21 protein-coding genes and 1 pseudogene are annotated in these 24,519 nt (G+C 66.0%); 14 read left to right on the top strand and 8 right to left on the bottom strand.

The features are described from left to right. The first annotated feature begins 31 nt into the window (after window positions 1-31). The gene (locus IE126_RS22705; RefSeq protein WP_229825830.1) at window positions 32-601 is read left to right on the top strand and encodes an HD domain-containing protein; all 570 of its coding nucleotides are present in this window, start codon (window positions 32-34) and stop codon (window positions 599-601) included. A gap of 12 nt (window positions 602-613) precedes the next feature. Here IE126_RS22705 and nadC read toward each other — a convergent pair whose 3' ends face one another. From nadC to torT, 4 genes are all read right to left on the bottom strand, one after another. Next, complete coding sequence (gene nadC, locus IE126_RS22700; RefSeq protein ID WP_189382429.1) at window positions 614-1,450, bottom strand: carboxylating nicotinate-nucleotide diphosphorylase; 837 nt, start codon at window positions 1,448-1,450, stop codon at window positions 614-616. After that, window positions 1,450-2,997: an L-aspartate oxidase gene (locus tag IE126_RS22695; protein WP_189382427.1), complete on the bottom strand. Its 1,548-nt coding sequence runs from the start codon at window positions 2,995-2,997 to the stop codon at window positions 1,450-1,452. Before IE126_RS22695 ends, nadC begins: the two co-directional genes overlap by 1 nt. Continuing rightward, window positions 2,994-4,052 (bottom strand): quinolinate synthase NadA, encoded by a 1,059-nt coding sequence (nadA, locus tag IE126_RS22690; protein WP_189382425.1) that lies wholly within the window; start codon window positions 4,050-4,052, stop codon window positions 2,994-2,996. Before nadA ends, IE126_RS22695 begins: the two co-directional genes overlap by 4 nt. 137 nt (window positions 4,053-4,189) lie before the next feature. Beyond that, entirely contained in the window at window positions 4,190-5,260 is a 1,071-nt protein-coding gene (torT, locus tag IE126_RS22685; RefSeq protein WP_189382423.1) for a TMAO reductase system periplasmic protein TorT, read from the bottom strand. Window positions 5,261-5,327: 67 nt separating this feature from the next. Between torT and IE126_RS22680 the strand changes: the two genes are divergently transcribed. Next, window positions 5,328-8,213: an ATP-binding protein gene (locus IE126_RS22680; protein ID WP_189382421.1), complete on the top strand. Its 2,886-nt coding sequence runs from the start codon at window positions 5,328-5,330 to the stop codon at window positions 8,211-8,213. Here the strand turns inward: IE126_RS22680 and IE126_RS22675 are convergent. Next, window positions 8,194-8,898: a response regulator gene (locus IE126_RS22675; RefSeq protein WP_054302010.1), complete on the bottom strand. Its 705-nt coding sequence runs from the start codon at window positions 8,896-8,898 to the stop codon at window positions 8,194-8,196. The two genes, IE126_RS22680 and IE126_RS22675, sit on opposite strands and share 20 nt — an antisense overlap. 189 nt (window positions 8,899-9,087) lie before the next feature. Here IE126_RS22675 and IE126_RS22670 point away from each other — a divergent pair, with 189 nt between their 5' ends. The 12 genes from IE126_RS22670 (at window position 9,088) to IE126_RS22615 (ending at window position 22,466) form a co-directional block, all read left to right on the top strand. Then, on the top strand, window positions 9,088-10,032 hold the full coding sequence (locus IE126_RS22670; RefSeq protein ID WP_189382419.1) for an ABC transporter substrate-binding protein: 945 nt from the start codon (window positions 9,088-9,090) through the stop codon (window positions 10,030-10,032). Window positions 10,033-10,128: 96 nt separating this feature from the next. Then, window positions 10,129-11,160 carry a quaternary amine ABC transporter ATP-binding protein gene (locus IE126_RS22665; RefSeq protein ID WP_108130700.1) on the top strand — a complete coding sequence of 344 codons (1,032 nt, stop codon included), beginning with the start codon at window positions 10,129-10,131 and terminating at the stop codon, window positions 11,158-11,160. Beyond that, on the top strand, window positions 11,157-13,106 hold the full coding sequence (locus IE126_RS22660; protein ID WP_189382417.1) for an ABC transporter permease: 1,950 nt from the start codon (window positions 11,157-11,159) through the stop codon (window positions 13,104-13,106). The genes IE126_RS22665 and IE126_RS22660 overlap by 4 nt, the downstream gene beginning before the upstream one ends. Window positions 13,107-13,254: 148 nt before the next feature. After that, window positions 13,255-14,394: a 2OG-Fe(II) oxygenase family protein gene (locus tag IE126_RS22655; RefSeq protein ID WP_108130698.1), complete on the top strand. Its 1,140-nt coding sequence runs from the start codon at window positions 13,255-13,257 to the stop codon at window positions 14,392-14,394. Window positions 14,395-14,436: 42 nt separating this feature from the next. Next, window positions 14,437-14,952, top strand: a complete 516-nt coding sequence (locus tag IE126_RS22650; protein WP_229825829.1) for a sigma-70 family RNA polymerase sigma factor — start codon at window positions 14,437-14,439, stop codon at window positions 14,950-14,952. Beyond that, a complete protein-coding gene (locus tag IE126_RS22645) occupies window positions 14,942-15,712 on the top strand; it encodes an anti-sigma factor family protein (protein WP_108130696.1) in 771 nt (256 codons plus the stop codon). The genes IE126_RS22650 and IE126_RS22645 overlap by 11 nt, the downstream gene beginning before the upstream one ends. Window positions 15,713-15,726: 14 nt before the next feature. Further along, entirely contained in the window at window positions 15,727-18,021 is a 2,295-nt protein-coding gene (locus IE126_RS22640; protein ID WP_189382413.1) for an O-linked N-acetylglucosamine transferase, SPINDLY family protein, read from the top strand. Continuing rightward, window positions 18,018-18,788 (top strand): glucose-1-phosphate cytidylyltransferase, encoded by a 771-nt coding sequence (gene rfbF / locus IE126_RS22635; protein ID WP_189382411.1) that lies wholly within the window; start codon window positions 18,018-18,020, stop codon window positions 18,786-18,788. Before IE126_RS22640 ends, rfbF begins: the two co-directional genes overlap by 4 nt. Beyond that, window positions 18,773-19,822, top strand: coding sequence for a CDP-glucose 4,6-dehydratase (gene rfbG / locus IE126_RS22630; protein WP_229825828.1), 1,050 nt, complete (start codon window positions 18,773-18,775; stop codon window positions 19,820-19,822). The genes rfbF and rfbG overlap by 16 nt, the downstream gene beginning before the upstream one ends. A gap of 1 nt (window position 19,823) precedes the next feature. Beyond that, window positions 19,824-21,050: a class I SAM-dependent methyltransferase gene (locus IE126_RS22625; RefSeq protein WP_189382409.1), complete on the top strand. Its 1,227-nt coding sequence runs from the start codon at window positions 19,824-19,826 to the stop codon at window positions 21,048-21,050. Next, window positions 21,050-21,583, top strand: coding sequence for a dTDP-4-dehydrorhamnose 3,5-epimerase family protein (locus tag IE126_RS22620; RefSeq protein WP_189382407.1), 534 nt, complete (start codon window positions 21,050-21,052; stop codon window positions 21,581-21,583). Before IE126_RS22625 ends, IE126_RS22620 begins: the two co-directional genes overlap by 1 nt. Continuing rightward, complete coding sequence (locus IE126_RS22615) at window positions 21,576-22,466, top strand: NAD-dependent epimerase/dehydratase family protein (RefSeq protein WP_189382405.1); 891 nt, start codon at window positions 21,576-21,578, stop codon at window positions 22,464-22,466. Before IE126_RS22620 ends, IE126_RS22615 begins: the two co-directional genes overlap by 8 nt. A gap of 28 nt (window positions 22,467-22,494) precedes the next feature. Here IE126_RS22615 and IE126_RS22610 read toward each other — a convergent pair whose 3' ends face one another. The 3 genes and pseudogenes from IE126_RS22610 to IE126_RS22600 all read right to left on the bottom strand — a co-directional run. Continuing rightward, window positions 22,495-22,686, bottom strand: coding sequence for a DUF2783 domain-containing protein (locus IE126_RS22610; protein ID WP_054302020.1), 192 nt, complete (start codon window positions 22,684-22,686; stop codon window positions 22,495-22,497). A 4-nt stretch (window positions 22,687-22,690) separates the two neighbouring features. Continuing rightward, window positions 22,691-24,316 (bottom strand): FAD-dependent oxidoreductase, encoded by a 1,626-nt coding sequence (locus tag IE126_RS22605; RefSeq protein ID WP_189382403.1) that lies wholly within the window; start codon window positions 24,314-24,316, stop codon window positions 22,691-22,693. 60 nt (window positions 24,317-24,376) lie between these two features. Then, window positions 24,377-24,519, bottom strand: a pseudogene (locus IE126_RS22600) (MBL fold metallo-hydrolase); the annotation flags it as partial.

Raw genomic sequence — 24,519 nt, 5'->3', positions numbered from 1 at the left:
TCGGGGCAAACCGGCGCGGGCCTGGCAAAGGATGCTGTCCGGTCGGCGGCTGGACCTGCTGGACCCGACCCCCATGGATATCGAGATCGCCGATATCGCGCATGGCCTGGCCTTCGTCGCGCGCTGGAACGGGCAGACCTCGGGCGACTGGCCCTATTCAGTGGCGGAACATTCGCTGCTGGTGGAACATATCTTCGCCCGGCAGAACCCCGGCATCGCGGCGCGCTGGCGGCTGGCGGCCCTGCTGCATGACGCCCCGGAATATGTGATCGGCGACATGATCAGCCCGGTGAAAGCCGCCATCGGCCCGGACTATGCCGAGCTTGACCAGCGCCTGACCGCCGCCATCCATCTGCGCTTTGGCCTGCCCGCCGCGCTGCCCGTTGCCATCAAGAAGGCGATCAAGGCCGCCGACACGGTTTCCGCCTGGGCCGAGGCGGTGCAGATCGCGGGATTCACGCGGGACGAGGCCGACCGCCTGTTCGGACGCCCGCCGCATGGGCTGGTCCCCGATCTGTCGATCCGGCTGCGCCCGCCGGTGCAGGTGCGCGCCGATTACACCGCCCGCTACCAGCAGCTTCTGGCCGAGATCGACGCCTGACGCGCCCCGCGCTCAGGCATCCAGCCCCAGATCAACCACCGGGGCAGAATGCGTCAGCGCCCCGACCGAGATGTAATCGACCCCGGTCGCCGCTACCTCGGCGATGCGCGGCAGCGCCATGTTGCCCGACGCCTCCAGCACCACACACCCCGCCGTCATGGCAACGGCTTCGGCCAGTGTCGCGGTCGTCATGTTGTCCAGAAGCACGACATCCGCCACGCCCAGCGCCAGCACCTCCTCAAGCTGGTCCAGACGATCCACCTCGATCTCGACCCGCATCATATGGGACCGCGCCGCCCGCGCGGCCTCCAGCACCGGCCGGATTCCCCCGGCAGCGGCGATGTGATTGTCCTTGATCAGAATGGCATCCGACAGGCCAAAGCGATGGCTGGAGCCGCCACCATGCCGCACGGCAGCCTTTTCCACCGCGCGCAGGCCCGGTGTGGTCTTGCGGGTGCAGGTGATGCGGGCGCGGGTGCCCCGCGTCTCGGCCACGAAGGCGGCAGTCAGCGTGGCGATGCCGGTCATGCGCCCGGCAAAGTTCAGCGCCACCCGTTCCGCCATCAGGATCGACCCCGCTGCCCCTTCAACGGTCATCAGCGTCGTGCCGAGTTCGAAACGGTCGCCATCCTCAGCCAGCGCCACTACCCGCAGCGCCGGATCGACCATGCGGAACGCCATCGCCGCCAGCCGCAGGCCCGAGGCAACCCCGGAACTGCGCGCGTTCAGCCGCACCGCCTGGCGCAGCCCCGGCGGGATGACCGCCGCGACGGTCGCATCGCCGGTCGGGCCAAGATCCTCGGTCAGGGCGTTGCGGACCAGGGGTTCCAGAAGAAGGTCGGGCAGCATCAGGCAGGTACCTTTTCATCACGAAGCGCCTCGGCCTCCGCCAGCGTCAGGCGGCTGCGGCGGGCCAGAGTGGGGTCGGGTTGCGGATGGTCGGCGCGGAAATGCCCGCCCCGGCTTTCGCACCGCAACAGCGCGGCAGCAGCAATCAGCGTTGCCGCCGCCACCATGTTAAGCATCGGTTCCGGCAGCGCGCGCCGGGACATCAGGGCCAGATCCCCCAGCGCACGGCGCAGGCCGGATTCGCTGCGGATCACGCCGCAACAATCGGTCATCAGGCCACGCAGATCGGCCACCATGGCAGGGTCAGGGCCAAGCCCAACGACTTGCGGTGCCAGATGCACCTCCGGGGCTTCCCCAGGGGGAAGGTTCTCTGCCAGATCCGCCGCCGCGCGTGTAGCCATCACCAGCGCCTCCAGCAGTCCGTTGGAGGCCAGGCGGTTCGCACCATGCAGCCCGGTCGCGGCCACTTCGCCCGCCACCCACAGCCCCGGCAACGAACTGCGACCACGCAGGTCGCAAGCCACGCCGCCCATGTGGTAATGCGCGGCTGCGGCGACGGGGATGGGCTGTCGCGCCGGGTCGATCCCTGCCTGCGCACAGGCGGCGGCCACCGTCGGGAAATGCGCTTTTCCGTTTCCGGCAAAGATCGCCCGCGCATCCAGCGCCGGCGCCAGCCCGGACTGGCTTTGGGCAAAGACCGCGCGGGCCACGATGTCGCGCGGCGCAAGCTCGGCCGCCGGATGCGCGCCCGCCATGAAGCGCAGCCCCCGGCTGTTGACCAGCAACGCGCCCTCGCCCCGCAGCGCCTCGGTCGCCAGTGGCGCGGGGTCGCCGCCGCAGGCGATGGCGGTGGGATGGAACTGCACAAATTCCGCATCCGCCACCCGCGCCCCCGCCCGTGCGGCAAGGCCCAGCCCCTGCCCCCGCACCCTGCCCGGATTGGTAGTGATCGCATAAAGCCCCGCCGCCCCGCCCGAAGCCAGCAGAACCGCCGGCGCCTTCAGGAGAACGGGCTGCGAGGGCACGTCCGCGCGCGCCAGCCAGACGCCGGTGACGCGGCCGGACGAAAGCGCCAGCCGTTCCGCCGCAAAGCCCTCCAGCACCTGAACCGAAGGAGTGTTGCGCAGGGCGGCGATCAACCGCGCCATAATGGCGGCTCCGGCGCTGTCGCCCTGCACCCGCGCGACACGGGGCTGGCCGTGCGCCGCCTCGCGCGACAGGGCGAAGGCCCCGGCGGCGTCGCGGTCGAACGGCACACCCAGTGTCGCAAGTGCCGCAACCGCCTCGGGCGCAGCTTCGGCCACGGCCTGCGCGACGGCGACGTCAACGATGCCCGCCCCCGCCACTACTGTATCGGCCACATGCGCCGCCACGCTGTCATCCGGCCCCAGCGCCGCCGCCACGCCGCCCTGGGCCCAGGCCGACGAGGCGCCCTGCCCCAGAGGATCGGGCGAGATCACCAGAACCGGACGCGGGGCCAGCCGCAGCGCCGCCGTCAGCGCGGCAATCCCCGCCCCCAGAATGACGATGCGGCCGGTCTCGATCATGCGGCGGCCTTCGCGGCGGAAAGCGCGATCATCCGCTCCACTGCCGCGCGGGCGGGGGCCACGAGTTCCGCCGCCACCTCGACCGGGGTCGTCATGGAATGCAGCGACCACAGCACCTTTTCCAGCGTGATCATCTTCATGTAGGGGCACATGTTGCAGGGGCCGACAAACTCCACCGCCGGATGGGCGTCGGCGATGTTCGAGGCCATCGAACATTCCGTCACCAGCAGGGCCTTCGCCGGGCGTTCGCGCGCGACGAAATCAATGATGCCCGAGGTAGAGCCGGTATAATCCGCCTCCGCCACCACATCGGGCGGGCATTCAGGATGGGCGATGATGGTCGTATCGGGCTGGAACGCACGGAAATCCCGCAGGTCCTGCGCAGTAAAGCGTTCGTGGACGATACAGGCCCCGTCCCACCAGACCACCCGCTTTTCCGGCACCTGCCGCGCCACGTTCTGCGCCAGATACTTGTCCGGCGTCATAATGACAGTATCGCCCGGCAGTGCCCGCACGATCTGCGCCGCATTGGACGAGGTGCAGCAGATGTCCGAGGCCGCCTTCACCGCCGCCGTGGTGTTGACATAGCTGACCACCGGCGCCCCGGGATACCGCGCGCGCATCACGGCGATGCCTTCCGGCGTGATCGCCTCGGCCAACGAACAGCCCGCCGCCATGTCGGGCATCAGCACCGTTTTGCCGGGGTTCAGAATTTTCGAGGTCTCGGCCATGAAATGCACGCCACATTGCACGATCACCGGCGCGTCCACCCGCGTCGCGGCGATGGCCAGTTGCAGGCTGTCGCCCACCACATCGGCAATCCCGTGATAGATTTCGGGCGTCATGTAGTTATGCGCCAGAACAACCGCGCCGCGTTCCGCCTTCAGCCGATTGATCGCCTGAACATAGGGTGCGTGCATGGCCCAGTCGGCAAAGGGCACCACCCGCGCCATACGGCCCCAGATCTCACGCGTCTGCTCTGCCAGGTCCAGCGAAGGAGCAAGATCATAGGCATGGGCAAGGTTCTGCCGGATTTCGGTCAGGCTGGGCGACATGGGGCGTTCCTCCGGGCAGCAAGGGGCTGCGCAGGCTCTACACAAGAAGGGGATGAGTCGCAATATATTGAAAATAATGAATTATTTGTTTGCCTGCAAACAAAATTGCCGTTGAACAGCCCGGCACCAGCGCCGGATCAGGGCGGCGGGGCCAGCGAAAAGACCGGCACGAAACTGGCCGGGGCCAGTGAGCCTTCGACCACGGCAGGGCCGGCAGTTTCCGCGGTTACCACGAGGATCGGCGGCCCGGCATGTGCCAGCTCCAGCCGCCCCTCCAGCGCCCGAACCGCCATCTCGACCGAAAGCCGACCCTGCTCAACGGGAAAATCGGTGGGCGCTGCCATGATCCGCCCCCGGATCACCCCGCGATAGACGGCATGACTCAGATAGGTCGAAACAACCCGCACGCGATCCGTCGCGCCCCGCGCCCGCAGGATCGACACGGCGGCTTCGGCCATCGGACCACTTCCCACCAGATAGTCGATGTCGGGCCGCTGATCCAACGCCTCTTCGACCAGAAGCACCTGCTGCTCCAGCCCGGTATCCCCATAAAGTGTCGTCACGATTTCTGCTGAACTGCCGGCGATGGCCGACCGGAACCCCTGTTCGACAAAACTGACCCAGCCCGCCCCTGTCGGCCCCGGAAACCATGCAAGCCGCACCGGCGCGCTGCCGCGCGGATGACGCGCGGCGATGAAACGCCCGGCGGCGGCGCCCATTTCCGTCCAGGGAACACTGGCCTTGCCGGAGATTCCCCGGTCGTCGATGTCGTTCACCGCCGCGATAACGGGCTTGCGCGCCGCCAGAGCCTCGACCAGCGGGGTCAGCCCGTCATAAGAGACCGTTCCCAGAATCACGGCATCGAATTCAGCCCCCGAACAGCCTTTCAGCTGCTCTGCCTGCCGGTCGAGATTGGGGTATCCGCCCGCCTCGAACACATCGAAGGCCACACCCAGCCGCCGCGCCTCTTCGACCATCCCGTAATTGACTGACAGCCAGTAGGCGTCTTTCAGGTGCGGATAAAGAATGCACAGCCGCCACGGCCGCGTGGCATGATCCAGCGGGTGATAGTCTACCGGATGGGCCGGGCTGCTGTCATCGAAGGGAAAGCTGCGCGCCTCCAGCTTCCAGACCGTTTCGGTAAGGGCGGGCAGGCTGGCGCCCAGCCATCCGGCAAGCGCAAGGGTAAGGCCTGGCAGTTTGCGCATCTTCCCCCCTCTCCCCTTCAGCGGAAATGATGTTAACCTGCGGTGAACAGCACCCCAGAGGCAAGCATTGCGTATCCTCGACTACAAATCGAGCCTCGGCGGGCGGCTCATGCTGGCCGTCCTGCTGATCGCGGGCTTTCCGGTCGCGACCGGCATTCTGGGCTGGTTCGAGTTGCAGGATGTAGCGCGCATTCAGTCGCGCGTGGTGACCGAGGCGATTCCGGCGATTTCCGAAGTGCGCGGCGTGGCCGAGGAAACCAGCCGGGTCGTCGCCATGGCCCCCGAGCTGGCGGCCGTCACCGACGAGGCGCAGCGCACCGAACGATCCGCCTTCCTGTTCGCGCAGGCGGACGCGCTGCGGGACCGCCTGACCCGGCAACCCGCAGTCCGGGGCGAGGCGCTGGCCCGCGTGCTGGAGGCAGAGGCGGCGGTGCGTCAGGCTCTGGTGGCAATCGACGGGCAGGTCCGGCAGCGCATCCATCTGATCGCCCGCCGTGACGCACAGTTGCAGGCGGGCCGCATTGCCGCAGTCGAACTGACCGAAATCGCCGATACGCTTGTGGCCAATGCCGAAATGGGTGCGGCAGCGGTCATTTCCAGCCTCTATGACCTTGAAATGGACCCCGCCTCGGGCCTGCATACCCGGCTGGAGGCACTGGACAAGCTGATCGAGGTCGATCTGTTCCAGATGGGCCTGATGTTCGAACTGCGCGCCCATGCCTCGGAGGTCGGCTTGCTGCTGAACCGTGTGGCGGGGGTACGCAGTCAGGACGAACTCGATGGCATCCGGCAGGATCTGGACCTGCGCGCCAAGGTGATCGCGCGGCGTCTGGCCTCGGTGAACGATCCACGCCGCGCCGAACGGGCGCTGGTGTTGCTGCGCACCATCGGCTCGGGGGTGGCGACACCGCCGGAAACTGCCACGCTGTTCGAAACCGCCGGTTCGGTTCTGGTGCTGACCGATCACATCGCCACAGCGGAAACCGAGCTGCGTCAGGCCGCTGTGACGCTGGAACTTGCGGCGGCGGCACTTGCCGACGGGATCGAGGCACGCGCGGTCGCGGCAGGACGGGCCGCCGAACAGGCGATCACCGCGACGCAGCGGCTTTATGCCTTTTCGGCCATGCTCGCGCTGGTTCTGTCGATGGCGGTGCTGTGGTTTTATGTGCGGGGCAACCTGATCCGGCGGCTGGATGCGCTGTCCGCCCGGATGACCGGGCTGGCCGAGGGTGATCTTGGCCCGATCATCCAGCCGGACGGCGCGGACGAGATTGCCGGGATGGAACGCGCGGTCGAGGTGTTCCGTCTGCAAGCCATCGCGAACCGCGCCTTCGCGACCGAGCGCGAGCGCCATCTGCAGGAATTGCACCGCCACCGCAACGAGCTTCAGCAACTGGTGGACGAACAGACGGAACAACTGCGCGGCGAGGTCGCGGCGCATGATGCCGCCCGGGCCCGTGCCGAAGCGGCGGACCGCGCAAAGTCGGAATTTCTGGCGATGATGAGCCATGAAATCCGCACGCCGATGAACGGGGTTCTGGGCATGTTGCGCAGCCTGCCGCAGGAAGGGCTGACGGATCATCAGGCCGCCCGCATCAATGTTGCCCTCGCCTCGGGCAATGGCCTGATGGGGCTTCTGAACAGCATTCTGGATTATTCCAAACTGGATCAGGGCACCGCCGACACTGAAAGCATGGCCTTCGACCTGACGGAGGCGCTGCATGATATCACCCTGCTGATGGCGCCGGTGGCCGAGGAGAAGGGCTTGCAGTTGCGCACGGTGCTGCCGGAAGCGCCGGTCCCACCCTTGCAGGGCGATATGGGCAAGCTGCGGCAGATCCTGTTCAACCTGCTGTCGAATGCCGTCAAGTTCACCGCCACAGGCGAAGTGGTGCTGCGCGCCATTCTTCTGCCGACCGACGGGCGCGACGGCGTGTTGCGCCTGCGCTTTCAGGTCGAGGATACCGGAAAGGGCATCGCACCCGTGGCGATGGAGCGGATTTTCACCCCCTTCCAGCAGGAAGACGCCCAGACGGCCCGCACCTATGGCGGCACCGGGCTTGGCCTGTCGATCTCGCGCAGGCTGGCCGGGTTGATGGGTGGGGTTCTGACCGCCGAAAGCCGCGCGGGCAAGGGCGCGACCTTCACCCTGACCGTGCCGTTCCAGCGCGCCGAGGCCGCGCCTGCCGACGGGATGATCACCCTGCCGGAACCCGCCGCACGGCCGCTGAAGGTGCTGGTGGTCGAGGATCACCCGGTCAATCAGGAGGTCGCGCGATCCTTCCTGCGGACGCTCGGGCACCATTGCACCCTGACGGAAACCGGCGAGGCAGCGGTGGTGCTGGTGGCTGAGGGCAGCTTTGACGCCGTGCTGATGGATGTGAATCTGCCCGGCATTTCCGGCATCGAGGCAACCCGCAACATCCGCGCCCTGCCCGGCCCGATGGCCGCGCGGCTGCCGGTCATCGGCCTTTCGGCCCATGTGCAGCCCGAAGATGTGCAGGCCTGCCGGGCTGCGGGCATGAATGACATCATCGCCAAGCCGCTGTCGCCGGAAACGCTGGTTGCCGTGCTGAACCGCCACAGCCAGGCCCCCGCGGTGGCCGCCTCGGTCCAGGCAGCACTGGCCGACCTCGGGCCGGACCAGACCCGCACCCTTGTCCGCCTGATGCTGGAATCGCTGCGGCCGGGGGCCGAGGCTGTCATCGCGGCGGTCCGGGCCGGGGACCGGACGGCGCTGTCACGCCAGGCGCATCAGCTGAAAAGCGCGGTCGGTAATTTTGACATGCCCGAGCTTCTGGCGCTTCTGTCCGGGCTGAACCGGACGGATGCGCTGCCGGATGAAGCCACGCTCGCCGCCTTGCGGGCTGCTGTCGCGCGGGCGGAGCATGATCTGCGTGACACGCTGTCCGTACTGTCCGCGCCTGTGCCGTTCATGCCAGCGGCGCAGTGAACACATAGCCCTCGCCGTGCGAAGTGCCAAAGATCCGCGGGACTTTCGGGTCATCGCCGAATTTCTCGCGCAGGCGCTTCACCATCACATCCACCGTCCGCGTACTGGTCACGTTGCGTCGGTGCGTGATCGCCGACAGCAGCCTGTCCCGGTTCATCACGATGCCGGGGTTCAGGACGAAAGCGCGCAGCAGTTCGTATTCCGCGCGGGTCAGCTGGATCGACTCTCCCCCCGCCCCGACCACATGCCGCGCCGCCGTGTCGAAGGTGAAACCGGCAAAATGCACCACCCGGCGCGCCAGTTGCCGCATGGCCGCCGTGCGGCGCAGCAGGTTCTTCACCCGCGCCAGCAATTCGCGACGGTTGAACGGCTTGCAGACATAGTCATCCGCCCCCAGTTCCAGCCCGACGATGCGGTCGACATCATCGGTGCGGCCTGACAGCAGGATGATACCGATTTCCGACCGCGCCCGCTGTTCGCGCGTGATTTCCAGCCCGTCCTTGCCGGACAGGTTGATATCGACGATCAGCAGATCCGGGCTTTCCTGGTTCAATACCCGTTCAGCGGCCTCGGCCCCCGCACAGACGGTCACGCGATAACCGAAGGTTTCAAGATACCCGGCAAGTGCGGTCCGGGTTACCGCATCGTCTTCGATCACAACGATATGCGCCGCTGCTGAGGTCAAGGGTCGATCCGCCTCGTCTTGCTGGTCGATATTCTGTTAACATCTTGTAACAACTTTTTCCAGCCTGTTCATCCCGGTGGTCTGACCTGTTCACAAGCGCTGGCTAACATTGCCTCTCAGGAAAGATGTCACCTTTCCGGGGAAAAACGCCGCCCCGACACCGGCGCCAGACAACAGGGACCGAAAACCATGCAGAACAGAACGCGCCTGCTCATCTCCACAGCAGCTCTTGTGCTGACCACCGGAACCGCAATCGCCGAGGATTCCCCGGACCCGATCATCATTCCGATTCACAACTGGTCCAGCCAGATCGTGATGTCCAACGTCGTCGGACAGATGTTCCAGTCGCTTGGCAATTCCGTCGAATATGTCTCGACCGACAGTCAGGCGGTGTACGAGGCGATCCGTCTGGGCGATGCCACGCTGGAGCTGGAGGTCTGGGAAGGCGCCTTCGGCAATTCGTTCCGCGCGGCGGTCGAGAAGGGCGGCATCCACGACGTCGCCACCCATACCGCCATCACCCGCGAGGACTGGTGGTATCCGATGTGGACCAAGGATGCCTGCTCCGGCCTGCCCGACTGGAAGGCGCTGAACGAATGCGCCGGGCTGTTCGCCACGCCCGAAACCGGCGACAAGGGTCGTTTCCTTGGCGGCCCGGTGGACTGGCTGAAACATGACCAGGAAAAGGTCGATGCGCTTGGCATGAACTTCGTCGTGGTCAATGCCGGATCTGCCGCCGCGCTCTGGGCCGAAATCGCCGCAGCGGAGAAAAGCAAGACCCCGATCGTCCTGTTCAACTGGACACCCAACTTCGCCGAAGCAGTCTGGCCCGGCGAATTCGTGGAATTCCCGGCCTGGGAGGAAGGCTGCGACAAAGACCCGGCAAAGGGCCCGCTGCCGGACAAGGTTTATGACTGTGGCAATCCGGCCAATGGCTACCTGAAGATCGCGGCCTGGGACGAGATGAAGACCAAATGGCCCAAGGCCTATTCGGTGCTTCAGAAAGTGAATTTCACCAATGCCCAGATCGCGGAAATGGCCAAGCTCGTCGATGTGGACGGCATGGAACCCGAAGATGCCGCAGCGGAATGGCTGACCGCGAACGAGGCCGTCTGGAAGCCCTGGACCGAGTGACTTCGCCCGAGCGTACGTCCGTCACTTCCCTGTGACAGCACGCCCAACTCCACCCGGCCTGGCCGGGTGGCCCTTTCTTCCCTGCGAGGTCCGGCAATGGCTCAAGACAAAAGTGTGATTTCCTGCAAGAATGTCTGGAAGGTTTTCGGCGATCACCCGGCGCAGCTGGCTGGCCGGCTGGGCCCCGACACCACGATGGAGGAACTGCGCGCCAGCGGCCATATCGCGGCGGTGCGCAACGTCTCTCTCGATATCGCACGCGGCGAGATGCTGGTGGTGATGGGGCTGTCCGGTTCGGGCAAATCCACGCTGATCCGCTGTCTTGCCCGGCTGATCGACATTACCTCCGGGGCGATCACGGTCGAAGGTCGCGATCTGGGCGCGATGACGGAAACCGAGCTGATCGACCTGCGCCGCCGCAAGATGGGCATGGTGTTTCAGAGCTTCGGCCTGCTGCCGCATCGCACCGCTCTGGAAAACGTGGCCTTTCCGCTGGAAATGCGTGGGCAGGACCGGATTTCGCGCATCGCGCGGGCCAGCGAGATGCTCAATCTGGTTGGTCTGGGTGGGCGCGAAGGCTATTTCCCGCGCGAGCTTTCGGGCGGGCAGCAACAGCGTGTCGGCATCGCCCGCAGTCTGGCGGTAGAGCCGGACATCTGGTTTCTGGATGAACCCTTTTCGGCGCTGGACCCGCTGATCCGGCGCGAGATGCAGGATGAATTCCTGCGACTCAAGGCCATGATGGCCAAGACCATCGTCTTCATAACCCATGATTTCGACGAGGCGCTGCGCCTTGCCGACCGTATCGCCATCATGAAGGACGGCGCGGTCGAACAGATCGACACGCCCGAACGCATCGTCATGGCCCCCGCCACGCCCTATGTCGCCAAGTTCACCTCGGCGGTGGATCGTGCAAGGGTGGTACATGCCGGGGCGCTGGCGCTGCCGGTGAGTGGGCGGTCCGTCGAGGGCACGGCGCTGCCCGCTACCGAAACGCTGCACACGCTGGCCCGCCGCATCCTTCAGGACGACCGGCCGATGATTCCGGTCAGCGGTGCGGATGGCAGGATCAGCGGCGTGATCGACCGTGCCGCCGCGCTGGATCTTCTGCTGGGGCCTGCGGCATGAGCGGCGCCCTGTCCCGCCTTCCCCGGCCCGCGCTGGCCCTGTTCTGCCTTGCGGCGCTGCTGTGCCTCGGCCGCTTCATCCTGCCGGACGGGCTGATGCGCCTGCCGGAGCCGTTGATCCTGCCCTTTGCCCGCTGGATCAACACGGCTTTTGCCTTCCTGCGCGATGATCTGGGCCTGATGGTGGTCACCCGCGCCATTTCGGATGCGGTGGAATTCTGCCTCGATGTGACGGCAAACCTGCTTTACGGCAAATCGCGCTGGCCCATGCTGGGGCCGATCCCCTGGGTGGTGATCGCCGCCACCATGGGTATGGCGGGCTATGTTCTGGCCGGATGGCGCCTGGCACTGCTGTCGGCTGGAACCTTCGTCTGGATCGCGGTCATGGGCCAGTGGAAATGGGCGATGGAGACGCTTTCCGTCATCGTGGTCGCGGCGCCCTTCTCGGTGCTGCTGGGGATACTGGCGGGCACGCTCGCGTGGCGCTTCCGCCGGGTCGAGCGGGTGATGAACCCGATCCTCAACATCGCGCAGTCGCTGCCGCATTTCGCCTATATGATTCCGGTTGTGGTGTTCATCGGCGTCGGGCCGAAAGCGGGCGCCATCGTCACCATCATCTTCTCGGTGCCACCGATGATCCGCATGACGCTGCTGGGCCTGCGCGCTGTGCCGCCCGAGATCATCGAAAGCGGCAAGATGAGCGGCACAACCAAATGGCAGCTGATGCGCAGCGTCCGCATTCCGGCGGCCCGGACCGAGCTGCTGATCGGGATAAACCAGGTCATCATGCAAAGCCTTGCCATGGTGGTGCTGGCCTCGTTCATCGGCATGCCGGGGCTGGGGCAGAAGCTGCTGAACCTGCTGCAATCGCTGAAGATCGGGCTGTCGGTGGAAATCGGCATCACCATCGTACTGCTGGCCGTGGTGCTGGACCGGCTGTCGAAGGTCTGGGCGCTGAAACAGCCCGAGCATCTGACTGCGGGCGCATCCTGGATGGTGCGCAACCGGCATCTGCTGATCTGGCTGGGGCTTTGCGCTGCCGGCTTCGCGCTGGCTGCCCTGCATCCCTATTTCGCGGTGGTCGAGCGCAAGCAGGCGCTGACCCTCGCCGGACCGATAGATGCCGGGGTGGACGGCTTCATCCGCCTGGTCACCCCGCTGACCGACTGGCTGCGCTGGTTCCTGATCACCTGGGTTCTGATCCCGCTGCGCGACGGCTTCCTGTGGCTGCCCTTTTCGGCGGTGCTGGCCTTTCTGGCCGGGCTGGGATGGCTGGTCGGCGGCGCGCGGTCTGCGCTGATCTGTCTGGCCTTCATCCTGCCGATTGCCCTGTCGGGCTGGTGGGACCGCGCCATGATCACGGTCTATACCGTCACGGTGGCCGTTGTCATCGCGCTGCTGATCGGCCTGCCGCTGGGGGTATGGGCCGCGGGGCGCCCTGCGCGCGCCAGCCGGTTTATCCTGATCTGCGACACGCTTCAGACCTTCCCCAGCTTCATCTACCTTATCCCGGTGGTCATGCTGTTCGGCGTCAATGACGTGGCGGTGATCGCGGCGGTGATGGTGTTTGCCACGGTCCCGATTCTGCGTTTCACCATCGAGGGTCTGCGCGGCGTGCCCGCCGAAACCATTGAGGCCGCCGCCATGTCAGGCGCCGGTCCCCGACAGGTTCTGTGGCATGTGAAACTGCCGCTGGCGGTGCCCATGCTGGTGATCGGCGCCAATCAGTCGATCATGTTCGCCCTCTTCATGGTCATCATCGCCGCCTTCATCGGCACACAGGATCTGGGGCAGGAAATGCAGCGCGCCCTGTCGTCCACTGACGTGGGCAAGGGGCTGGTGCTTGGCTTTGCCGTCGCCTTCATGGGGCTGATGGCGGATCACCTGCTGCTGACCTGGGCCGCAGGCCGCCGGAAAAAGCTGGGCGCCGCGCAATCCGCCGCCTGATCCGCCGGCCGCAGGGAAACCACCGCCCCGGATCCGGGGCGGTGGTTTCCGTTCGGGGGGGTAACGCCGGGGCGCGCGGATCTTTTTCGGGATGAAAGCCGCGCATGGCTTCGTATGTGTCAGGAATTTCCCCTGAACACGGGCCAGCATGTCAGACGCCTTTGCCATTTCCGCGACCATGCCGCTGCCCGGCGATCCGGCCCCGTGGTTCTACCAGCGCACCCCAGCCAATCCCCGCTTTGCCTTCGATACCACGGCCGGACGCCATATCGCGCTTTGCTTTCTGGGCTCGACGCGGGATGCACAGGCGCAGGCCGCCATCCGCGCGGTTCTGGCCCGGACGGACCTGTTCGACGACGAACACGCCTGCTTCTTCGCGGTCAGCAATGATCCCGGCGACGAGGCGCAGGGCCGTCTGGCCAACCGCACACCCGGCTTCCGGGTGTTCTGGGATTTCGACCTGTCGGTGGCCAAACTATATGGCGCGGTTCCGGCCGATGCGGATACAGCCGCCAGACAGCTGGCCATGAACCGCTTCTGGCTTCTGCTGGACCCGACGCTGCGGGTGGTGGCCACAATCCCATTCCGCGCCGATGGCGGCGATGTGGCCGAGTTCCTGGCGCTGGTGGAGGCGCAGCCCGCCCCCGGACGCTTTGCCGGCATTGATCTTCAGGCGCCGGTCCTGTTCCTGCCCCGGCTGTTCGAGCCTGACCTTTGCCGTCATCTGATCGGACTTTACGAGTCCCATGGCGGCACCGAAAGCGGCTTCATGCGGCAGGTCAACGGCCGCACTATCGGCATGACAGACCGCAAGCACAAGCAGCGCAGCGATTTTGACATCACCGACAAGGATCTGATCGCCAGCCTGCAAAGCCGCTTCCTGCGGCGCGTCGTGCCGGAAATCGCCAGGGCACACCAGTTCAGGGTCACCCGGATGGAGCGGTATATCGTTTCCTGCTATGCTGCCGAGGATGGTGGCCATTTCGCGGCACATCGCGACAATACCACCTCTGGCACCGCGCATCGCCGGTTTGCGGTTTCGGTCAACCTCAACGACGATTTCGACGGCGGCGAGGTCAGCTTTCCCGAATACGGGCCGCGCGGCTTCAAGGCACCGCCGGGCGGGGCAGTGGTGTTTTCCTGCTCGCTTCTGCACAAGGTGAGCCGCGTAACCCGGGGACGTCGCTATGCGTTTCTGCCATTCCTGTATGACGATGCCGCCGCGCATCTGCGCGAACGCAATGCGGCACTGGTCGGAGAGAAAGGATCGGGCTATCGCGCGGGATGAAACCGCGCACCGCTCCGTATACCGGGCATGAAGAGTTTTGACGTGACCCCCCATCTGGAGCCGATGCGCCGTTACGCACGGGTTCTGACGCGTGCCGAAACGGAAGCGGACGATCTGGTTCAGGGCGCCCTGCTGAAGGCCTATGAAAGGCGCGGCAGCTTCCGGGCGGGCGCGGACCTGCGCGTCTGGCTCATGGCGATCCTGCACAATCTCTTTGTCGATCAACGGCGCGCGCACCGCGCTTCGGTCGCACGCGAACAGGCCTGGGCCGACAGCAACCCCGGATTTTCGCCGCCCGAAGGCGAACATGTCGTCCGGCTGGAGCAACTCCGCCAGGCATTTCTCGCGCTGCCCGCCGAACAGCGCGAGGCGCTGCATCTGATGGGGGTCGAGGGGCTGAGCGTGACCGAGGCCGCCACAATCCTCGATATCCCGGCCGGGACAGTCATGTCGCGGGTCGGGCGGGCCCGTGCTGCCCTGCGGCGTTTCGAAGACGGCCCCGCCGCCCGGGCGGTTCCCCCTTCCCTCAAACTGGTGCGAGGCCAAGATGACAGGTGATCCCCAGGACCAGATCGAGACGGATATCGCCGCCTTCATCAACGATCAGCTTGACGGCGAGCAACGCTATGCGGTGGCAGAACATCTGTCGCGGCATCCCGGGCGCGCCGCAGAAGTGATGGCCGAAATGCGCCTCACCGAAGGTTTGCGGCTGGCCATGGCTGCGGTGGAAAGCCCCCCTCCGCCGCAGATGCGGCTGGCCGCAAGCCGACTGGAGACAGGGCTTGCGCAGCGCCAGTCACTGCGCCGCTGGCTGCCTTTCGCCGCAGCGGCGGCGATGTTTGTCATGGGCTGGACCGCACAGGGCCTTTACCCCCGGACGCCCGAAACCCCCTCGGGCGATATTGCCCGGCTTTTCGAGACCGCACTGGACGTGCAGGATGCCGTGAGCCTGCGCATCGCGCTCAGCAACGATCTTGGCCCGATGCCGAAAGATCCGACCCGCATCGCGGCCCGGCTGGGCATTGATCTGCCACGGCTGCCGCAGGGCTGGTCGATCCGCGCCGCGCAGATCGTGGCCACGCCGGAACGTCCGGGCGTCGCCCTGGTCATCGAAACGCCCGATCTGGGGGAAATCCTGCTGTTCAGCGTGCTGCGCAGTGTCGACGGACCGGACATGCCCGCCACGGCGACCGCCCGTGGAGACGGCGCGCTGGCGTTCTTTGAACGCAACCGCACAGCCTTTGTGCTGGTCGACAATTCCGGCACCGCCACGGATTTGCGGCGCGGCGCGGAAGTGCTGCGCCATCGGTTCAACTGACGGTGCCGCAGCACATGAAAGACATCCGCCTCACCCCCGCCGAGCTTGCCCTTGCCTCTGCGCAGGAGGCGCTGGATCGCAGGGATCTTCAGGGTGCGGTCACCGCTTTTGCCCAGGCAAGGGCAGCAGGCGCCTCGACACGGCTGACGGCGCGCGGCCATGCGCTTGCGCTGTCCGAACTGGGCCGCCACGCCGAGGCAGTGGAAGCTTTCAAGCCGCTGTTTGCCAAGGCGCAGAAGGATGGCGCCACTGTCAATCTGATGGGGGTTCTGCTGAAACGCGCCGGGCGGCTTGGAAAGGCTGCCGAAGTTCTGGAGCTTGCCCGCAAGCTGCGCCCGCATGACCGGTCACCCTGGCAGAACCTTGGCAATGTCTATGAGGCTCTGGGCCAGCCGGATAAGGCGGCGGCCTGTTTCCGCAGTGCCCTGAAGATCGAGCCGACATCGGCAACGCTCTGGCGGCTTCTGGGGCGTCAGCAGATGGCACTGTCGCAGACAGAGGAAGCCTGCGATTCCTTCCGGCGTGGCCTGGCTCTGGCGCCGCGCGATACCGAGATGACGGCGTTTCTGGTTCAGGCGCTTCAGGTTGCCGGGCGCGTGGACGAGGCGCGCGCCCTGATTGCAAAGCTGTGCGAAGAGCGGCCCGGGGACAGCGAACTGGCTGTCATCGACGCGCGGCTGTCCTTTCGCACCGGCGATGTGGCACGGGCTCAGGCCATCCTGAACGCGGTTCTGGCGCAGGACCCGGCACATCTGGCCGCCAACCTGCAACTGGCCAACCTGATCGGGGACAGCGATCGCGAACAGGTGAACCAGGCGCTGGAACGGGCAGTCGCGGGTCATCCCGACAGTTTCGTGGCGCTGGACCGGCTGACCGAAAGCCTGTCGCGCAGCCGGTACGGCAACGAGGCGGATCATATCGAACGGGCCTACCACCTGGCCAAACAGTTGATGGAACGGTTTCCAACGCGCATCCCCGAGGCCGCGCGCACCCTGCGGACCATCCTGCAACGGGTGCTGGACGAAGACCGGATGGCGCAGACCGGCAGCCTGGACAACCTGCTGCCGCTTTGGCAGGCCCAAGGATTGCATTCCTCGGTTCACTATGAACTGGGGCAGGTGCAGACCCTGGACGACCGGCTGAAGCTGGTGGACTGGCATCGGCAATGGGGACGCCGCGTTGCCCGCCAGATCACCCCGGTTCCGCCCGTCGCCCTGCCGGCGCTTGCCGGTGGCCGCAAGCTGCGCGTGGGCTTCATGTCCTCCGATCTGCGGCACCATCCGATCACCTATTTCACCCTGCCGTTGCTGGAAAACTATGACCGCGATGCGGTCGAAGTCTTCTGTTATTCCTTCAGCGAGAAGGAACCCGATCAGGTGCAGCGTCATCTGGAAGCGCAGGTGACCGGCTTTCGTCACTGGCCGAAGCGCCCGGATGATCAGGTGGCCGAAGGGATCGCGGCGGACGGGCTCGATATCCTGTTCGAACTCGGCGGGTCCACGGCGATGAACAAGCTGGAGGTGATGGCCCGACGGCCCGCGCGTCTGGGGGCAAGCTGGCTGGGCTATCCGCATTCGGCGGGGCTGGAACAGATCGACCTGATCCTGACCGATCCCTATCTCCAGCCCGAAGACCCGCGCCTGCTGATCGAACGGCCCTTCGCGATGCCCGAAACCTGGGTCGCCCTGTCGCGACTGTTCTGGCCGCACGAGATCGCGGAGGGCACGCCGCAGACGCGCAAGGGCCATCTGACCTTCGGCACGGCGAACAATCCGTACAAATACACCCCCGCCTGTCTGGACGCCTGGGCGGCGGTACTGCGGGTCGTACCGGGATCGCGGTTCCTGTTCCTGCGGCCCGAAGCCGGGGTCGGAAGCTTTGTCGCGGGGGCGAGAGCCGCCTTCGCCCGCCGCGATGTCGACCCGGACCGGCTGGAGTTCATCGGTGTCCGTGGCGATCATATGCGCCACTACAACGAAATCGACATCGCGCTGGATACCCTGCCCCATGTCGGCGGCACCACGACCTGCGAGGCGCTCTGGATGGGGGTGCCCACGGTCAGCCTTGTCGGCGCGGGCTTTCCCGAGCGGCTCAGCTATTCGAACCTGTCCAATGCGGGGCTGGGCGATCTGGCGACGCTGTCGGTCGCCGATTATGTGTCCGCCGCCGCCGGTCTGGCGGCCCATCCCGCCCGCCGCCTTGCGCTGCGCCACGGCCTGCGCGCGCAGATCGCCGCGAACCCTCTGGGCCAGCCCGCGCGGTTCACCCGGAATTTCTATGATCTGGCCAGAAAGGTGGCATCCGAGTGAAGGCAGTCATTCTGGCAGGAGGGCGCGGCACGCGGCTTTCTGAAGAAACCGGGCTGAGACCCAAGCCCATGGTCGAGATCGGTGGCCGCCCGATCCTGTGGCATATCATGAAGATCTATGCCGCGCATGGTATTCAGGATTTCATCATCTGCCTTGGCTATCGCGGCTGGCAGATCAAGGAATACTTTCTGAACTACGGGCAGCTTTCCTCGGACCTTACGGTCGATCTGGCCAATGGTGCCGTCGAAGTGCTGCGGCCCGCCGCCGAACCCTGGCGGGTGACGCTGATCGACACCGGCGAGGAAACACAGACCGGCGGGCGTCTGGCGCGGGTCGGGCACCTGCTGCGCGATGACCCTGCCTTCTGTCTGACTTATGGCGATGGGGTCGGCGATGTGGACATCGGTGCCGCGGTCGCCTTTCACCGTGCACACGGGCGGCAGGCCACGGTTACTGCCGTAACGCCGCCGGGCCGGTTCGGGGCGCTGGAGCGCAAAGGCGATCTTGTCGGCGCCTTTACCGAGAAACCGGCAGGCGACGGCGGCATGATCAACGGTGGTTTCTTTGTCCTGTCGCCGGAAGTGCTGGACCGGATCAGGGACGATATGACCGTGTGGGAGCAGGAGCCGCTCAAGAGCCTCGCGCGGGATGGCGAGTTGATGGCCTTCGACCATCACGGCTTCTGGCAGCCGATGGACACGCTGCGCGACCGCGATCAGTTGCAGAGCCTGTGGGAAGAGGGCCGGGCGCCGTGGAAGCTGTGGTAAGGCGCCCCGATCCCCGGTTCTGGGCCGGGCGCCGCGTGCTGCTGACGGGGCATACCGGCTTCAAGGGTGCCTGGGCAGCGCGGATGCTGGCCGCGCTTGGTGCAGATGTCACCGGCTTCGCCCTCCCCCCCGCAGCCGGGCCTGCGGCCTTCGGGGCGCTGAACGTGGCCCAGGATCTGGCGCGGGATCTGCGCGGCGACCTGCGGGACGCCGGGGCGGTCAGGCAGGCCGTCGCCGGGGCGGAGGTCGTGTTGCATCTGGCGGCGCAGGCGATCGTCTCGACCGGATACCGTGATCCGCAAGGCACATGGGACAGCAATGTCACCGGAACCCTGCACCTGTTGCAGGCCCTGCGCGGCTCCGGTGCCACAGCGGCGGTCATCGTCACTTCGGACAAGGTTTACCGCAATGACGGCAGCCGCGCCTTCGTCGAGACCGATGCCTTGGGCGGCGATGATCCCTATTCCGCCTCCAAATCCGCCTGCGAGATTCTGGTTTCCAGCCACCGGGCCAGCTTTGCCGATCTGCCCGCGCTTGCGACGGCGCGGGCGGGAAATGTCATCGGCGGCGGGGATTTCGGGCCGGACAGGCTGATCCCCGATCTGGTCCGGGCGCAGCAGGCAGGCAAAGCGCTGCGTCTGCGCAACCCCGACGCGACCCGGCCGTTCCAGCATGTGCTGGATGTGGTGGCAGGATATCTGCTGCTGGCCGAGACCCTGGCCACGGGTGATGCCCCGCCGGCCGTCAACCTCGGGCCGGCCGAGGCCGAACTTCCGGTGCGCGACCTTCTGGCCGGCTGGCAGGCGGCGACGGGCCGACCGCTGGACTGGCGTCTTTCCGACGCGCCCCCGATGCCCGAGAAATCACGCCTCGCGCTTGACAGCGGTCTGGCCCGCCACTGTCTGAACTGGGCACCTCGCCTTGGCACGGCACAGGCCCTGACCGAAACGGCCCGCTGGTACGATGCCTGGGCCCGCGACACCGATATGGCCGCGCACAGCGATCAGGCCATCCGCCGCTATCTGGAGATCTGACATGGCCGATGCCGTAACCCGTTGCCGCGCCTGCGATGCCCCTTTCGGCCCGGTCCTGTGCGATCTTGGCACCATGGCCGTCGCCAACTCCTACCTGCCGCCAAATGCGGACAGGGCCAACGAACCGCGCTTTCCCTTGCGAACGGTAGTCTGTTCCACCTGCCGCATGGTCCAGCTTGACCATGTGGTCGATGCCAGCGCGATTTTCAGCGATTATGCCTATTTCTCGTCTGCCTCCGCATCCTGGCTCGGTCATGCGCGGGCGTTTTGCGATACGATGACCGCGCGGCTGGGGCTTGACCCGGGATCGCTGGTGATCGAGGTCGCCTCGAACGACGGCTATCTGCTGAAGAATTTCGTGGCGACGGGCATCCCCTGTCTCGGGATCGAGCCTGCGGCCAATGTGGCCGAGGTCGCCCGCGCCGCCGATGTGCCGACGGAAGTGGCCTTTCTGACGCCGGAAACCGCAGGGCAACTGACCGCCCGGCATGGCCGCGCCGATCTGGTGGTGGCCAACAATGTGCTGGCGCATGTGCCCGATATCAACGGCTTTGTCGCCGGTCTCGCCCTGCTGTTGGCCCCCGAAGGCGTGCTGTCGGTTGAGGTGCCGCATCTGCTGAACCTCGTCGATCAGGTACAGTTCGACACGATCTATCACGAGCATTATGCCTATTGGTCGCTGCTGGCGGTGGAGCGGCTGTTCGCCCGCCACGGGCTTCAGGTCTTCGATGTCGAAACTTTGCCTACCCATGGCGGCAGCCTGCGCATTCTCGCTTCGGCCACTGTGCGCCCGGCCTCGCCCGCGCTTCTGGCGCTGCGCGCGGAAGAGGCAGCGCGCGGGCTGGACAGCGACGATTTCTACAGGGGCTTCAACGCCCGCGTCCGCAAGGTGCTGCAAGGCTTTCAGGCCTGGCTTGCAGCCAAGACCGACATGGGCCGCAAGGTAGCAGCCTATGGCGCGGCGGCGAAGGGCAATACCTTCCTGAATGCCGCGCGGGTGCGCCCTAAAGATCTGCTGGCGGTGGCCGATCTGTCAGCCGCCAAACAGGGCCGCCTGCTGCCCGGCAGCCATATTCCGGTGATCGCCCCGCACGAATTGCTGGCGATGGGGCCGGACGAGATTCTGATCCTGCCCTGGAACATCGCGCCCGAGATCGTCGGCCAATTGCGCAGCGCCGGATTTGCCGGGGGTCTGTGGACCGCCGTGCCGGAAATGCGGCGGCTCTGATGCGGCTGGCCCCGACGCCCCTGCCCGACGTCTGGCTGGTGGAAAGCCAAAGCCACGAAGATGCGCGGGGCGGTTTCCGGCGGTCATGGTGCGCCGCAAGCTTTGCCGCGGCAGGGGTCGATTTCACGCCCGTTCAGGCCAGCCTGTCCACCAATACGGCTCCTCATACCCTTCGCGGCCTGCACTGGCAGGCCGAACCGAAGGGCGAACAGAAGCTGGTGCGCTGTGTGGCGGGCCGCATTCAGGATGTCGCGCTTGACCTGCGGCCCGAAAGCCCCGGCTATCTGCGCTGGCATGCGGTGGAGCTTTCGGCGGAAAACGGTGCGGCGCTGCTGTTGCCGCGCGGGGTTGCGCACGGGTTTCTGACGCTGACCCCCGGCGCCGTGGTGGAATATCTGATGGATGTGCCGCACAGTCCCGAGGCCGCACGCGGCGCCCGCTGGGACGACCCAGCCTTTGGCATCCGCTGGGCAGCACCGCCCTCGGTCATCTCGGGCCGTGACCGCGACTGGCCGGATTTTGTACATGGCTGATCCGGTTACGCTGACCGGCGCTACCGGCTTCGTCGGTCGGGCCATTCTGGCAGAGCTGCGGTTTCGCGGCATCCCGGTCCATGCGGTCAGCCGCCATCCCGGCCCGGCCCAAACCGGGGTGATCTGGCATCGGGCAGACCTGTTGCGCAAGGAAGACCGCGCGCGTGTTGCAGGGCTGGCGCCGCTGTTGATCCACGCCGCCTGGGAGGTGCCGCATGGCAGCTTCTGGACCGCCCCCTCCAACACGGCATGGCAGGCTGCATCGCTGGATTTGATACGCCGGTTCTGCGCGGCGGGCGGGACAAGGGTTCTGGCGCTTGGCACCTGTGCAGAGTACGATGCGCAGATCGCGGGACTGTGGAATGAAGACCGTCTGATCGCCCCCTCAACCCCCTACGGGCAGGCCAAGGCGGAGTTGCATTGCGATCTGGCGGCGGTCTGTGGCACCGGGCTGGTCTGGGCGCGCCTGTTTCACCTTTATGGGCCGGGCGAGGATCGGCGCAGGCTGGTGCCATCGCTGATCGACGCCATACGACAAGGCCAGCCCGCAGAGGTCCGCGCATCGGGTCTGATCCGCGATTTTGCTTCGACCGCCCATGTGGCGCACTGCATCGTTACACTGCTGCTGTCAGGCGCAACGGGAGCTTTTGACATCGGCTCCGGCGCGGCCCGAAGCCTGGGCGCGCTGGCGCAGATCATCGCCAGGGAACTGAACGCGCCGGATCTGCTGCGGCTGTCATCCCCGGCACAAGCCGCCGAGACCGCCATCATGGCGCCGGAACTGCACCGGCTGCGCGCCGCCATCGGGCCTTGTGACGAGCGCCCCGAAACGGCTCTGGCGGCCCATGTGCGGGCCGACCGAGAGGCCACTCCCTCTGTCTGACAGGCTCGCGACGGCGCCCTCAGTGGGCTTACTTGCCCACCTGTGCCACGGCCAGTGCCTGTTCCAGCACCGCCGCATTCCCGATCTGGTTGGCCAGGACGAGGATCAGCCGCGCATTCAGCGCCGCGCTCTCCTCATCGCTCAGCCCGTCATGGGCGGCGATCAGCCGGGCATAGAAACCATCGGGATCGGTAATATTCGGGGTCAGGATCAGATCCATCTTCTTACTCCTTGCCGCAGGCATGACCAACGGCGCGTCGCACAGCGGATTCGTCAAAAGCGGCCCAGCGGGCGGCGACATGTTGGTCGGGGCGGATCAAAAGCACGGCTGACGTGGCCCCGCCCAGATACCGCTCTGCCAGTGCGCCGGTCGCATCATCGTTGACCGACAGCTTGACGCGCCGCAGCGCAATGCCCCCCACATCCAGTTGTTCCGGCGCATCGGCGTCGATTGTCAGCAGCACGAAGTCCCCGCCCAGCCTGTCCAGCACGAAACCATCAGCCAGCGGAGCATCGGGGCAGGGCGCACCCGGCCGCGTGCGCGCGGGGGCCTCGGGCAGGGCATCCTCGCCATTCAGCGGCCCGTTGTCATAGACACAGGGCAGTGACAGCCGCCCCGAATTTACCAGCGGGCGGGCGAAGGCATGCTTTTCCGCCAGTTGCAGAACCGCGTTGCGGAAAGTGTGACTGATCTTCGATTTCGGCGTGATGAAATCGGTGGAACGGCTGGAGTTCTGGATGTTCTCGTCCGCCGCGAAACACCGCTCGGTATCATAGCTGTCCATCAGGCTTTCAGGCGCCTGCCCCTTCAGCACCAGACCCAGTTTCCAGCCGAGGTTATCCACATCCTGCATGCCGGAATTGGCCCCGCGTGCCCCGAACGGCGAAACCTGATGCGCGGAATCCCCGGCAAACAGCACCCGGCCATGGCGGAACCGCTTCATGCGGCGGCACTGGAACGTGTAGATCGAGGACCAGACGATGTCATAGCCCAGCCCTTCGCCAAGGAAAGCATCCAGCCGGCGGCGGATGTTTTCCTCTTTCATCTCTTCCTTGCGGTCGACGTTCCAGCCGATCTGGAAATCGACCCGCCACACATCATCCGGCTGTTTGTGCAGAAGGGTCGAGGCCCCCGCGCCATGCGTGGGTTCGAACCAGAACCAGCGCTCGGTCGGGAATTCGTCATTGTGCATGCGGATGTCGGCGATCAGGAAGCTGTCCTGAAACACCCGCCCCTCGAAATCCAGCCCCATCATGCCGCGCAGCGGGGACGAGGCCCCATCACAGCCGATCAGCCAGTCGGCCTCGATCCGGTACGGTCCTTCCGGCGTCATGATGTCCAGAACGACGTGATCGTCCTTCACTTCGATGGCGTCCAGCCGGTTCTTGCCGCGAATTTCAATCGGTGTGCCGGTGGCCTGCAATTCACGCACACGCTCCACCATGAAGCGCTCGAAATAGGGCTGTTGCAGGTTGATGAAGGCCGGATACTTGTGCCCGGCCTCGGGCAGCAGGTTGAAGTCATAGATCTGGCGATCCTCGTGGAACACCTTGCCAAGGTTCCAGACCACGCCCTTTTCCACCATCGGCCTGCCGCAACCGTAGCGGTCGGCGATTTCAAGGGTGCGCTTGGCAAAGCAGATGGCCCGGCTGCCCATGCCGATGCCCTCGTGATCGTCCAGCACCAGCACGGGGATGCCCTGCTGGCCCAGATCCAGCGCCGTGGCGATGCCGATGGGGCCGCCGCCGACGATGACCACCGGATGCCGCACGGGCTGCGCCGCATCCTGATCAGAGGAGCGTTCGTAGGGGTATAGCTTGAAAGCCAGGCTGTAACGATCGTTCAGCACGTCAGCATCCTCCGGGGAAATGTCGGGAGCGGGGGCCGGGGTTGCCGACCCCCGAAGGGATCAGCCTTGCAGGGCTTCCCACATTTGTTGATCGCGTTGTGCGGTCCAGATTTTGGGAGTGTCGATGCCTTTTGCTTCGTCGTATGCGCGGGCGACGTTGAAGGGGAGGCAGTGTTCGTAGATGGCGTAGTTTGCGAATTTGG

Source organism: Gemmobacter nanjingensis (assembly GCF_014652195.1).
GTDB lineage: Bacteria > Pseudomonadota > Alphaproteobacteria > Rhodobacterales > Rhodobacteraceae > Gemmobacter > Gemmobacter caeni.
The sequence above is the reverse complement of the archived record's forward strand: the minus strand, read 5'-3'. Positions and strand labels throughout refer to the sequence as shown.

Excerpts from the sequence above, each read along its gene's own strand:
- IE126_RS22705 (WP_229825830.1), top strand. The coding sequence starts at position 32 with ATGCTGTCCGGTCGGCGGCTGGACCTGCTGGACCCGACCCCCATGGAT.
- nadC (WP_189382429.1), bottom strand. The coding sequence starts at position 1,450 with ATGCTGCCCGACCTTCTTCTGGAACCCCTGGTCCGCAACGCCCTGACC.
- IE126_RS22695 (WP_189382427.1), bottom strand. The coding sequence starts at position 2,997 with ATGATCGAGACCGGCCGCATCGTCATTCTGGGGGCGGGGATTGCCGCG.
- nadA (WP_189382425.1), bottom strand. The coding sequence starts at position 4,052 with ATGTCGCCCAGCCTGACCGAAATCCGGCAGAACCTTGCCCATGCCTAT.
- torT (WP_189382423.1), bottom strand. The coding sequence starts at position 5,260 with ATGCGCAAACTGCCAGGCCTTACCCTTGCGCTTGCCGGATGGCTGGGC.
- IE126_RS22670 (WP_189382419.1), top strand. The coding sequence starts at position 9,088 with ATGCAGAACAGAACGCGCCTGCTCATCTCCACAGCAGCTCTTGTGCTG.
- IE126_RS22665 (WP_108130700.1), top strand. The coding sequence starts at position 10,129 with ATGGCTCAAGACAAAAGTGTGATTTCCTGCAAGAATGTCTGGAAGGTT.
- IE126_RS22660 (WP_189382417.1), top strand. The coding sequence starts at position 11,157 with ATGAGCGGCGCCCTGTCCCGCCTTCCCCGGCCCGCGCTGGCCCTGTTC.
- IE126_RS22655 (WP_108130698.1), top strand. The coding sequence starts at position 13,255 with ATGTCAGACGCCTTTGCCATTTCCGCGACCATGCCGCTGCCCGGCGAT.
- IE126_RS22645 (WP_108130696.1), top strand. The coding sequence starts at position 14,942 with ATGACAGGTGATCCCCAGGACCAGATCGAGACGGATATCGCCGCCTTC.
- IE126_RS22640 (WP_189382413.1), top strand. The coding sequence starts at position 15,727 with ATGAAAGACATCCGCCTCACCCCCGCCGAGCTTGCCCTTGCCTCTGCG.
- IE126_RS22625 (WP_189382409.1), top strand. The coding sequence starts at position 19,824 with ATGGCCGATGCCGTAACCCGTTGCCGCGCCTGCGATGCCCCTTTCGGC.
- IE126_RS22620 (WP_189382407.1), top strand. The coding sequence starts at position 21,050 with ATGCGGCTGGCCCCGACGCCCCTGCCCGACGTCTGGCTGGTGGAAAGC.
- IE126_RS22615 (WP_189382405.1), top strand. The coding sequence starts at position 21,576 with ATGGCTGATCCGGTTACGCTGACCGGCGCTACCGGCTTCGTCGGTCGG.
- IE126_RS22610 (WP_054302020.1), bottom strand. The coding sequence starts at position 22,686 with ATGGATCTGATCCTGACCCCGAATATTACCGATCCCGATGGTTTCTAT.